Genomic DNA, 12,016 nt, shown 5'->3' with positions numbered 1-12,016 from the left:
TAATATAAAGTCTTTAACATAGGTAATAATAGGAATATTTTTGGACATTTGGATTTATTTTACCTTACTCGCAGCTTTCATGCAGGCGGTAAGAACAGCAGGGCAGAAACACTTATCGGGTAAGCTTAGCTCTATGGCTAACACTGGCGTTCGCTATCTATTTGCGTTGCCATTTGCTTGGTTTTATTTGTGGTGGTTACTTGATTATAAAGAGCTAGCCATTCCCGAGTTAAATAATCAATTTTTGCAATATGCGCTCATTGGTTGTGTGATGCAAATTATTGGAACCGCGTGCTTAGTCGCGGCTTTTCGTTATCGAAACTTTGCAGTAGCAACGAGTTTAGCAAAAACCGAAGCAATACAAGTGGCCATCGTGGGCGCTTTAATTTTTGGTATATCCTTATCTGGCTTAGGTTGGTTTAGTGTTATCGTTGGTGTTGTTGGTGTATTTTTGGTGTCAAAAGTTAAATTTAACTTACGAGATATAGTGGCAGACTCGCAAGGCTTAATTGGCATGGGCTATGGCTTAGGAGCGGGTTTAGGCTTAGCAATTACCACGTTGCTTATTCGTGAATCAAGCTTAGCATTAAATACCGATTTGATGATCAGCGCTGCTGTAACCTTAGTATTTATGATCACAGTACAATCATTGATTTCATTAACCTATGTACTTATTGAAGATAAATCACAATTAACAAAAATGTTTAGCCATTGGCGTTTGTGCTTATTTGTAGGAGTAACCAGTTTACTTGGCTCAATTGGTTGGTTTACTGGCGCAAGTTATCAAAATGCAGCCTATGTAAAAGCTTTAGGGCAGGTGGAGTTTTTCATCACCTTAGCGCTAACTTATCGGGTATTTAAAGAAACAATTACATTAAAAGAATACCTTGGCATGTTTTTAATTATTTTAAGTGTGATTATTTTGTTGTTATGGGCTTGATCAGTTCAACAAACTTGCAGCTAATAACAACGAATTGATTCTAATTTAATTGATTACTGCGCTAAGCAAGGTAGAATGTCGCCATTAACTAACTTACCTATTAATTTACTCGTAGCAATAACGTATACCAGTAAATCAATAAATCAAATCAATAAGTCAAACCAAGAGTCTTAAAAGAGAATATTATGAAAATCGCTGATAAAACCGTTGCTCACTTTCACTACACCCTTAAAAATGAAGCGGGTGAAGAATTAGAATCATCAAACGGTCACGAGCCATTAGCTTACTTACATGGTGCAAATAACACTTTACCCGGTCTAGAAAAAGCCCTTGAAGGTAAAGCAAAAGATGAAAAATTCTCAGTAACTCTTCAACCAGAAGAAGCATACGGTGAATATCAAGAAGGTTTAGAGCAACGTGTACCTGTTAAACACTTACACGGTTTACCAAGCAAAAATGCAACTTGGAAAAAAGGCATGGCAGCAGTTGTGCAAACTGAACAAGGTCAACGTCAAGTAACTGTGATGAAAGCTGGTAAATTTATGGTGACGGTTGATATTAACCCGCCGCTAGCTGGTAAAGTATTAACTTTTGATATTGAGATTGTTGATGTACGTGAAGCAACAGAAGAAGAAGTAACTAAAGGACATGTAATAAGTGCTGGTAGTTGTTGTGATGATACTAGCTGTTCTAATAACAAATGATAACTAATACTTATTATTGCCTTATCTTTTCTTTAGCTAACAATATTAATAAAAAAGTAAGTTAAAATATTGGCTAAAAAAAACGGCTAAATAGATTCCTACTTAGCCGTTTTTAATTTTTAAAACTAAATATCCATTGTAAAGTTATAAATGGATATGGTTAATATATTAAGCTGCTTTTTTCGCTTTTAATATCTCTGCTTTAGCATGATTGATTAAATAATGTAAATCTTCGCCGTTTGCTTGTGCAGCGCCAGCAGTACAGGTTATTTCTGTACCTGTTGGCCACGCTTTTTTGTTGATCGTGGTGCTTACCTTATTCGCCAATTTCACCGCATCAGTAAGTTTCTTATCAGGACAAGCTAATACAAGTTCTTTTAAACTCCAACGTGCGAGTAAGTCTTGAGTTCCACAACATGTTTCAATAATTTCTGTCACAATTTGTTGTAAATACTTATCTGAATCTTTAGTCGAAAACTGACGAACTTTATCATGAAAGTAATCTAGCTCTATGAAAATAAGGCTCATTTTATTGAATTCAGAAGGTACTATGTGATCAAAGTAGCTACGTAAACCAAGGCGATTCAATGCGCCGGTTACTGGGCAGATCATGGTATTGATCTCATCATCTACTTCAATAGCTTGCTCAGGCTGCTCGCCAGAAAACTTTTGTTTAATTGACTTAAAACCGTCGGTCATTTTTGCAAACAATTTTTTACTTCCGGTTAATTTGTTCATTACATTGCTCATAGGAGATGGTCTCGCAAAATTTGTTTTCTTAGCTTAATATCGAGTCGTTTAATATAAAATAAATGTATTGCTTAAGTGACTTAAACACGACTGTATTAGAAACACTAATTGGACAAGTAATTATTTTTGATAAGTAAAACAATAAAATGTTTGATAATCTTTATATTTAATCACCGCTTTAAAAAGCTTTGTCACCATTAACTTTCTTTATTTTACATAAAGTTAACATATATTAACATAAAAACAACTATTTAGTCTAAATGATTTATTACTTTTTAATCATTTTATTTATGCTCGAATATGAGTTGGCAGCTATTAAAAAGTAAAATTAATTATAAAGCTTATAGAACTACCTGTGTATTCGTACTTTGCAACAGGATGTAACGATAAAGATAAATAATTTAGGGGAGTATATGAATTTGTAATATTACTTATCTATTTATTAATTTAAGTATTAAGCGAGAGGAAAGTAATGCTCAACATATGGAGTGTCTTTATGTTATCAACTCTATGTTATCAACTCATAGTAGGCTAATTAACCTTAGTTGTTTAATTTCTTTAGTTTAATTTCTTTAGTTAAATTTTTGTGGAAAACATAATTGTCCGAAGTATTCTGGTTTATGGTAATCAGGTGCTTTTACTTCAACCTTATTCCAGACAGCATATTGTGCTTCAATGTTACCACCACAACGGTAAAAGTTAGCATACCATTGCTCTTTATTAATATTCTCGCCAGTTAATTCCTTGATAACGGTAAAAGGTAGCGCAAGCTCAACAGTCCACGTCTTATCTGCTGGGCTTTCGACTTTCGTGGTTGAATTGAGACTTGTTTTACAGATGATTTGTTTAGCTAATTCGCTACTGATAAATTGACGTTCATCTCTACTTGCGCCATAAGCAATGTGTAAAGTGCCGCAACAATTAACTTCTAAATTGATATAGGTGCTGCCTAATATACCTGACGGACTAAAGAAGAACTCAACACAAGAGTCTTCACAAATAAGCATATTGTTTAATTGTGTTTGTTTGGCAAAGCTGTATTTGTCTTGCGCAATAAACTGTATAAACAAAATATCTTTGTTGACACAAAGCTTCACTTGCGTTTGTTGCTTTTTACCATTCTGATACCAAGGGAATATATTTATATCCAGTGGTGTAATATTTTGCCAATCAGGTAAGCCAGCTTCTATGGTGTTATCACTATTGGTCTTTTGAATGCTTTTAACTAGGTATTTTTTCATGTGATATTTGCTTTGCTGTTAAGTGGCTTATTACTTGGTATTTTATTTTCTAAGTCACTACCTGTCATTTCAGAGGGAATTATTGTAACGCTAAGCACTACAATGTTAGTTAATGAAGTAAATTGCCATTGAATGTTCAGATTATATAGACTCATAGCATAAACTTTATCATCAACTTTACCTTGTTTATAAGCTGGCCTTGGGTCTTGTTTTAATACTTGCTCTATTAATAATGCTAAATCACACTCGGCTTGCTGATTTTTCGTATGTAAAGTTGCATGCTTTGCCAAATCAGCTTGAGCTTGTATGTTAAAGTTTACTGTTATATTGCTTTCAGGCTTTGCTTGTGCAAAGCCACCGTTGGCATGGATGATAGCATCTGAATAAGGAATGTAAGGCTTTATATCTACAATTGGCGTACCGTTTAATAAATCTAAACCAGAAATATGTAAAATTGTTTGTTTGTTATCTGTTGTAACTCTATCAAGCTTAACTACTGACATACCAATTGGGTTAGGTCTAAAAGTCGAACGCGTTGCAAGCACCCCTGTTTTTACATTACCGCCAAGGCGAGGGGGGCGAACGAGTGGCTTCCAACCTTGATCTTTAGTGCCATGGAAAACAAATAACAGCCATAAATGACTAAATTCTTCTATACCTCTTATTAATTCTGCATTATTGGCGTCACCAATCAGTATTACTTTACCTTTAGCGGCACTGACTAAGTTAGGCTGTCGCGGTATAGCGAATTTTTCTTGATAGGGCGACTCAATGGTAGCTATTGTGTCAAAAGAAAATGAATGGTTTGTATTGTTACTCATTGAAGTTACTCATGCATTATTCTTTAGGCGCTGCAACTTTATATGCTTTGCCATAACAAACAATTTGCGCCACACAATGTTGGGCATCAATATTAATACAACTGGTAAATATTACGGCATTGGCTTGTTTTGCGTAAGCTGCTTGTCGAGCTTGAGTTCGTGCATTAATAGGATCTGGCGGTGCCAGATGTGCTTTGGTTTGACAATCATCGCCTTCAACTAAACCAATCAATTCAGAAGGTCCCGAAAACTCGGTTACACTGTTATAAATTTTAACATTACTCGCACTAAAATATTGCTCTGCATTATCAGGCTTTACGTTACTGTTAAACGTATAATTACCGCTGCAACTTGAGATAAGTAAGCCGGTAATGGCTGCTAAATTTAATGAAATTAATCGACGCTTACTTTTTGTAAAAAGGTTAATCACGGTTGAGTACCTAAAGTCTTTCGGTAAATAATAGTAATTATTATAACAGTATGAACATAAAAAAAGGCATAGTGAAATACTATACCTTTTAAACGCTTTATAAATAGCCTTAAATATATTTGCTGAAAATATATAAATAACTACTTAACGCGCATTCCTGCTTTGGCGCCATCTTCTGGGTTTAATATCCATAAATCTTTGTCGCCAGGGCCTGCTGCTAATACCATGCCTTCTGACATACCAAAGCGCATTTTACGTGGTGCTAAGTTAGCGACCATTACTGTGTGCTTGCCAATTAAATCTTCTGGTTGGTAAGCTGATTTAATACCAGCAAACACTTGACGTGTTTCAGTACCTTCTTCATTAAGTGATAAGGTTAATTGTAATAACTTATCGGCTTTTTCTACGTGTTCAGCATTAATGATCTTGGCGATACGTAAATCTATTTTCGCAAAATCGTCAAAACTAATTTCTTCAGATATTGGGTCAGTACCTAACGGATCAGCAAGCGCTGCTGAATTATCAACGACTTTAGCTGGCTTTTTCTTTTTAGCAGGTTTCTCTGCTTTCGCTTCTGCGCCACCTAAGCTTTCAACAGATGCGGCTGTCATAGCATTTACTTTGTCCATATCAACACGTTGTAATAAGGCTTTAAACTTATTAATTTTATGATCGGTTAATAACGCTTTATGGCCTTCCCAAGCTAATTCATCATTTAAGAAGGTTTCAGTATTCTCGGCAAGGGCAGGTAATACAGGTTTTAAGTAGATCATTAACGTACGGAACATGTTAATACCTAAAGAACAGATATCTTGCACTTCTTGTTGCTTAGTTTCGTCTTTAATTAGCTGCCATGGCTCTTTAATAGCAATATATTCATTTACTTTATCAGCTAATGCCATGATTTCACGCATAGCACGGCCAAAATCACGCCCTTCATAATGTGCAGCAATACTATCACCTGCAGCCATCACTTCATCAGCAAGGGCTTGGTTTTCAATGTTAGTAGATAACATGCCATCAAAACGTTTGGTAATGAAGCTTGCACAACGTGACGCTATGTTTACCACTTTACCGACTAAATCAGAGTTTACGCGCTGTGCGAAATCTTCAAGGTTTAAATCTAAATCATCAATTTTGTGAGTTAATTTGGCAGCAAAGTAATAACGTAAATATTCAGGGTTTAAATGCGCTAAATAGGTACTGGCTTTTACAAAAGTACCTTTTGATTTAGACATTTTTTCGCCGTTAACAGTAACAAAACCATGGGCATATACAGCTGTAGGTTTACGGTATTCAGCACCTTCTAGCATGGCTGGCCAGAAAAGGCTGTGGAAGTTAATAATATCTTTACCGATAAAGTGATAAAGTTCAGCGTCTGAATCTTTATTCCAAAAGCTGTCAAAGTCGATATCTTTGTTTTTATTACATAAGTTTTTAAAGCTGCCCATATAGCCAATTGGCGCGTCTAACCAAACGTAGAAAAACTTACCTGGTGCATTAGGAATTTCAAAACCAAAATAAGGCGCATCACGGCTAATATCCCATTGTTTTAAGCCTTGCTCGAACCACTCACCAAGTTTATTTGCTACTTCTTCTTGTAATGTACCACTGCGGATCCAGTCTGCTAACATGGCTTCAAAAGCAGGTAAGTCAAAAAAGTAATGCTCAGAGTCTTTTAATACCGGCGTAGCACCAGAAATAGTCGAACGCGGATTAAGTAATTCTGTAGGTGAATAGGTAGCGCCACAGTTGTCACAGCTATCGCCATTTTCGTCTTCGCTTTTACACTTAGGACAAGTACCTTTAACAAAGCGATCCGCTAGAAACATACCTTTTTCAGGGTCGTATAATTGTGAAATTGTGCGCGTTTTAATATGACCTTTAGCATGTAAGCTATTATAAATTTTTTCTGAAAACTCTCGGTTTTCATCACTGTGCGTGGTGTGATAATTATCAAAGCTGATATGAAAGTCCGCAAATTCTTTAATACGTTCTTCACGCACATCTTTGATCATTTCTTCAGGTGTTATACCAAGCTCTTGCGCTTTAAGCATAATTGGCGTGCCATGGGCATCGTCGGCACATACAAAATAAGTTTCATGGCCGCGCATTCGCTGGAAACGTACCCAAATATCAGTTTGAATATGCTCTAACATGTGACCTAAATGGATAGAGCCATTAGCGTATGGTAGGGCACAAGTCACTAAAATTTTACGCTTTTCTTGTGAAATATTAGAGTCAGCGTTTGCGGTAGCTTTTGATAAAGTAGTGTCAGTCATGAAAAATAGTTGTTTTTTGATGGTAATAAAGGCGGCAATAGTACAGAATTTAACGAAGATTTTCATTAGTTGAATGCAACTAATTTTGCAATTTTTTTATAAAGGTCTCTCAAGTACTATGTCTAACCAAAAATTTAGTCAAAAGCTGGCTAACATTTTCTCGAAAAAGTCGACTAAAACTACTGAATCTAAACCAGTTGATATGTCAGTTAACTCGCCAATTAACGCAGAGGTTAATAGATCAGCAAGCACTTTAGATAACAAAGCATTCATTAAAGAGTCATTAACACATTATCTCTCAGATAACTTTCCTCAAGGCGTATTGGCGGTTTGCCAACAATTTGAATTCAATGAGAATAAAAGTGAAAACACTATTGAAGTTACCCTAACTATGCCTTTTTTATGTCAGGGGGAGTTAGATGTATTAGCGCAAACCTTAACAGATGCCTTAAGTGAAACCTTAGCTAGTACAGTCATAATTAAAGTTAAACTAGACATAAAAGCGGTTCGTCAATTTTCATTAGGCAAAGATAACGCTAGTGCAAATCAACAAGGCAAAGTGTCCAATATTATCGCGATTGCTTCAGGTAAGGGTGGTGTGGGTAAATCAACCACAACGGTTAATCTTGCTTATGCGTTAATGAGTGAGGGAGCAAAAGTAGGTATTTTAGATGCTGATATTTATGGACCTTCAATTCCTTCAATGTTAGGAATAAAAGATCAAAAGCCAAGCTCCATTGACGGTAAATTAATGACACCATTAAAGGCTAAAGGCTTACATGCTATGTCTATCGGCTTTTTAGTCGATGAAGCAGATGCAACCGTTTGGCGAGGCCCAATGGCAAGCTCGGCGTTTAATCAACTACTCAATGAAACCGACTGGCCAGAGCTTGATTACTTGTTAATTGATATGCCACCAGGTACTGGTGATATTCAATTAACTTTGGCGCAAAAAGTGCCTGTTGCAGCTTCTGTTATAGTTACCACACCGCAAGACATTGCCTTAATCGATGCGGTTAAAGCTGTTGCCATGTTTGATAAAGTTAAAGTCCCCGTATTAGGTATTGTTGAAAACATGAGTTACCATTTATGTGAAAACTGTGGTCATCAAAGCCATATTTTCGGTGAATCAGGTGGTATACATATGGCTGAAGATTATGAGACGACATTATTAGGCCAATTACCATTAGACATTGCGATACGACAGGATGCTGATTTAGGGGAATCTGAGATAATTGAAAATAGCGCTGGTGAAATAGCTAATCATTACCGTAAAATAGCCAGAAATGTTTCTGCGCAATTATTTTTACAGTGTGATACTTCAAGCCCGTTTAATGCAGAGATAGTGAAAATTAAAGCCGACTAAATCCTATTAAAGCCAGTTAAATTCTATTAAAACGAACTACAGTTGATTGAAACTGGTTGAAAAATAGTAGGTAAGTTTGAGTCAGATTAACATAAGTAAACTAAGGTAAGTACTAACCATTATGAGATTAAGTGATAAAGATATAGAACAATACCTTGATGATGAAGAAATCATTATTGTACCAAAACCCGATAGTTCAATGATCTCAGGTGTTAGTGTTGATATTCGTTTAGGTAATGAATTTAGAGTTTTTCAAGATCATACCGCACCATATATTGATTTAAGTGCGCCTAAAGGTGCTGTGCAAGAAGCGATGAACTCAATTATGAGTGATGAAATCCATATTGATGATGGTGAAGCTTTCTTCTTACACCCTGGGGAGTTAGCGTTAGCGGTAACCTATGAGTCTGTTACTTTACCTGACAATATTGTTGGTTGGTTAGATGGCCGTTCGTCATTAGCGCGTTTAGGTTTAATGGTACATGTAACCGCACATCGTATTGATCCAGGTTGGTCTGGTCAAATCGTATTAGAGTTTTATAACAGCGGTAAATTACCGTTAGCTTTAAGACCAAAAATGAAAATAGCGGCATTGAACTTTGAAACCATGTCATCCAGTGCTGAGCGACCTTATAACAAGCGAATTGATGCTAAATATAAAGGTCAAAAGGGCGCTGTAGCGAGTAGAATAAGCCAAGACGACAATAAGTAGATTTATTGCGGTAAAATCATAATTAAGAATGCTTTTACTTTCGGTTGCATATTGGCGACTTTACAATCAAAAATAGCGAGCCTCGGCTCGCTATTTTTTGTTTCATACCCTCTATTTATCTATTGAAACACCTTTTACACAAGCTTCTAATGCGTGTAAAAGTTTTTCATTGTCGTGATAATGAGGAAGTTCATTATGGGCTAAATCTTGGCAAATAATCTTCACTCGATCAGAGTGAGTGTTTTTATCTTGGCAAATAACCGTGTCAATTGGCATACAACCGATATTACGCTCAATCCAATCAAGTTTTTCATCTAGGGTTAATACTGCAGCGGGGCTGTTTTCAGCAACGATATTGTCGATAAAAACACAGTGCGCATTACTTTTTTCTATACTTTTAGCTATATCCATAATTAACAATGGCGGTACAACACTCGTTAAAAAACTACCTGGACCAAGGATAATTAAATCAGCATCATCAATTGCCTCTATACAAGGTTCAACTGCCTTCACTAAAGGCGCTAACATTAAGTCAGTAGGCATTATAGGCATTTCATCAACAGACATTTCGCCTAAACGACAACGTCCCTCAGGGTAAAACGCCATTAGATCTGTTGGTGTCTCAGACATAGGTAGCACTTTAGTTTTTACACGTAAAATACTACGTACCAGGGTAATAGATTCCATCGGGCTCGATTGCACTTTACCTAGGCCGTACAAGATTAAATTACCTAAGTTATGTCCACCTAATTCATCTTCACCTTTAAAACGGAAATTAAATAGTTGACTGCCGATTGAGTTTTCATCGACTAATTCAGTTAAACAATTACGTAAGTCGCCCCAAGCGATGGTGCTGCTTCTTTTTCTTAATCTACCGGTTGAACCACCGTTATCTGTTGTGGTTACGATACCTGTGAGCTTATTGCCCATAAAAGATAAGGTAGAAAGTACACGACCTAAACCGTGTCCGCCGCCAATGGCGACAATTTTAATTTTTTTGAGCTGCATACTTTGATTTTTCTGTATGGCTATTAAGTGTTGTAAACAATAACGCTAAATGAAGTAAAGATAAAGTATCTATAACGGGTAAGGGGGGTGTTAACAGTGATCTGTAAGGGTAAACATTTAAGATTCCTATAAGATAATTAAATACTTATTACCTCAAGCTAAATAAATCTTTAGCAATTGATAATTACAACTCATTACAATAGCTTAGTGAAAACAGTAAAAAGACCAAGTAAGCGTTTAGTAGCCAAGCTAGATAATAAATAAGCACCTTGTTCAATATGCGTTCAGTTAATTAGTTTTTATCTAAAAAAAACTTATTTTTTATAAATAAGTGTTGACAGTTTCTTAGCTGCTGCTTAGAATGCGCCTCGTTTTCAGCAAGTGTTAGGTCCACTGATTGAAAGCCTGTTTAATAACTATTAGGCCAGTTATTAAATGACTCGAAAATCGGGGCTATAGCTCAGCTGGGAGAGCGCTTCGCTGGCAGCGAAGAGGTCTGCGGTTCGATCCCGCATAGCTCCACCATATTAGGTTTTTTGTTAATTATATCTTTTAGATTTTAACAAAGAATAGATAGTTTTTAACTTATAGTTAACTGTGTCCCTATCGTCTAGAGGCCTAGGACACCGCCCTTTCACGGCGGTAACAGGGGTTCGAATCCCCTTAGGGATGCCACTATTTTATTATTTTTATTTAGATTGTAAGTAAAAATAATATATTAAGTTTGCTTGAACTTGTTAAAAACAAGCAATGTTCTGAAATAACAATTTTTGTTATGTCTGTGTCCCTATCGTCTAGAGGCCTAGGACACCGCCCTTTCACGGCGGTAACAGGGGTTCGAATCCCCTTAGGGATGCCACTCTTTATTTGATTTTTCATCTAAACAGTAGAGCATTATAAAGTTTACTTAAACTTTTCAACATTAAGTATGTTCTGATTTGGTTGTTATATATAACCAAGCCTGTGTCCCTATCGTCTAGAGGCCTAGGACACCGCCCTTTCACGGCGGTAACAGGGGTTCGAATCCCCTTAGGGATGCCACTCTTTATTTGATTTTCATCTAAACAGTAGAGCATTATAAAGTTTACTTAAACTTTTCAAAATTAAGTACGTTCTGATTTGATTGTTATATATAATCAAACCTGTGTCCCTATCGTCTAGAGGCCTAGGACACCGCCCTTTCACGGCGGTAACAGGGGTTCGAATCCCCTTAGGGATGCCACTTTAATTGATTAATTAGCTTTATAGTTAACAATAGAAGAGAGCATTAAAGTTACCTTATTACTTAAATAAGGATTTAGAGTTTTAATTTTTTTTTGTAAATTAAAACAGCAGAGTGATCTGCTAGATAGTTTGAAATGCTTTAGCTAATTATTTGCTAAGTTTATCAGTGTCCCTATCGTCTAGAGGCCTAGGACACCGCCCTTTCACGGCGGTAACAGGGGTTCGAATCCCCTTAGGGATGCCACTTTCTTTTTATAACTTAAAAGTAATATAAGAAAGTAACTAAACCAGATATATAAGAAAAACCACGCAATATGTAAATATTGCGTGGTTTTTTTTGCTTCATTTGTTAATTAGAAGTGGGTTACTTATATCAGTAGCGATGTTGATTAATTTAACGGAATTGGTATTACTTAAATCATCTACATCATTATCTACATGATCTCACAACATCGACACACAACATAACCCCAGACTAATACCAATCTCACAAACTAAGTGAGCATTTATACGGGCTAAAACCAAGTCCGTTAAATTA

10 protein-coding genes and 6 tRNA genes are annotated in these 12,016 nt (G+C 36.2%); 10 read left to right on the top strand and 6 right to left on the bottom strand.

Going from position 1 to position 12,016, the window contains the following annotated elements; translation table 11 throughout:
• Nucleotides 1-40: 40 nt before the first annotated feature.
• Together KO502_RS13390 and KO502_RS13385 are read left to right on the top strand one after the other, a co-directional pair.
• Nucleotides 41-940, top strand: coding sequence for an EamA family transporter (locus KO502_RS13390; RefSeq protein ID WP_216023061.1), 900 nt, complete (start codon nt 41-43; stop codon nt 938-940).
• Between the two features lie 185 nt (nt 941-1,125).
• Nucleotides 1,126-1,644 (top strand): peptidylprolyl isomerase, encoded by a 519-nt coding sequence (locus tag KO502_RS13385; RefSeq protein WP_216023060.1) that lies wholly within the window; start codon nt 1,126-1,128, stop codon nt 1,642-1,644.
• Between the two features lie 168 nt (nt 1,645-1,812).
• Here KO502_RS13385 and KO502_RS13380 read toward each other — a convergent pair whose 3' ends face one another.
• The 5 genes from KO502_RS13380 to metG form a co-directional block, all read right to left on the bottom strand.
• Nucleotides 1,813-2,382: a GGDEF domain-containing protein gene (locus tag KO502_RS13380; protein WP_216023059.1), complete on the bottom strand. Its 570-nt coding sequence runs from the start codon at nt 2,380-2,382 to the stop codon at nt 1,813-1,815.
• A gap of 584 nt (nt 2,383-2,966) precedes the next feature.
• Nucleotides 2,967-3,635, bottom strand: coding sequence for a carbohydrate-binding family 9-like protein (locus KO502_RS13375; protein ID WP_216023058.1), 669 nt, complete (start codon nt 3,633-3,635; stop codon nt 2,967-2,969).
• Nucleotides 3,632-4,456 carry a tRNA (N6-threonylcarbamoyladenosine(37)-N6)-methyltransferase TrmO gene (gene tsaA / locus KO502_RS13370; protein ID WP_216023057.1) on the bottom strand — a complete coding sequence of 275 codons (825 nt, stop codon included), beginning with the start codon at nt 4,454-4,456 and terminating at the stop codon, nt 3,632-3,634. Before tsaA ends, KO502_RS13375 begins: the two co-directional genes overlap by 4 nt.
• Before the next feature lie 16 nt (nt 4,457-4,472).
• Nucleotides 4,473-4,886: an Rcs stress response system protein RcsF gene (gene rcsF / locus KO502_RS17130; protein WP_354668331.1), complete on the bottom strand. Its 414-nt coding sequence runs from the start codon at nt 4,884-4,886 to the stop codon at nt 4,473-4,475.
• Between the two features lie 140 nt (nt 4,887-5,026).
• Entirely contained in the window at nt 5,027-7,168 is a 2,142-nt protein-coding gene (metG, locus tag KO502_RS13360; protein WP_216023078.1) for a methionine--tRNA ligase, read from the bottom strand.
• Between the two features lie 118 nt (nt 7,169-7,286).
• Between metG and apbC the strand changes: the two genes are divergently transcribed.
• Together apbC and dcd are read left to right on the top strand one after the other, a co-directional pair.
• The gene (apbC, locus tag KO502_RS13355; RefSeq protein WP_252730763.1) at nt 7,287-8,534 is read left to right on the top strand and encodes an iron-sulfur cluster carrier protein ApbC; all 1,248 of its coding nucleotides are present in this window, start codon (nt 7,287-7,289) and stop codon (nt 8,532-8,534) included.
• A 121-nt stretch (nt 8,535-8,655) separates the two neighbouring features.
• Nucleotides 8,656-9,246, top strand: a complete 591-nt coding sequence (gene dcd, locus KO502_RS13350; RefSeq protein WP_216023056.1) for a dCTP deaminase — start codon at nt 8,656-8,658, stop codon at nt 9,244-9,246.
• A gap of 111 nt (nt 9,247-9,357) precedes the next feature.
• On the opposite strand, the gene yvcK is transcribed toward dcd, so the two are convergent.
• Entirely contained in the window at nt 9,358-10,254 is an 897-nt protein-coding gene (gene yvcK, locus KO502_RS13345; RefSeq protein WP_216023055.1) for a uridine diphosphate-N-acetylglucosamine-binding protein YvcK, read from the bottom strand.
• A gap of 449 nt (nt 10,255-10,703) precedes the next feature.
• On the opposite strand from yvcK, the gene KO502_RS13340 reads away from it, so the two are divergent.
• The 6 genes from KO502_RS13340 to KO502_RS13315 all read left to right on the top strand — a co-directional run bounded on the left by KO502_RS13340 (nt 10,704) and on the right by KO502_RS13315 (nt 11,722).
• A tRNA-Ala gene (locus tag KO502_RS13340) sits at nt 10,704-10,779 on the top strand.
• Nucleotides 10,780-10,853: 74 nt separating this feature from the next.
• A tRNA-Glu gene (locus tag KO502_RS13335) sits at nt 10,854-10,929 on the top strand.
• Between the two features lie 108 nt (nt 10,930-11,037).
• Nucleotides 11,038-11,113: transfer RNA gene (locus KO502_RS13330), tRNA-Glu, on the top strand.
• Nucleotides 11,114-11,219: 106 nt separating this feature from the next.
• Nucleotides 11,220-11,295 (top strand) — tRNA-Glu (locus KO502_RS13325).
• A 105-nt stretch (nt 11,296-11,400) separates the two neighbouring features.
• Nucleotides 11,401-11,476, top strand: a tRNA-Glu gene (locus KO502_RS13320).
• Nucleotides 11,477-11,646: 170 nt separating this feature from the next.
• A tRNA-Glu gene (locus tag KO502_RS13315) sits at nt 11,647-11,722 on the top strand.
• Nucleotides 11,723-12,016 lie beyond the last annotated feature (294 nt).

Origin of the sequence: Colwellia sp. E2M01 (assembly GCF_018860585.1) — a bacterium.
Classification (GTDB): domain Bacteria; phylum Pseudomonadota; class Gammaproteobacteria; order Enterobacterales; family Alteromonadaceae; genus Colwellia.
Note: the sequence above shows the minus strand (reverse complement) of the source record. Positions and strands in the feature narration are given on the sequence as shown.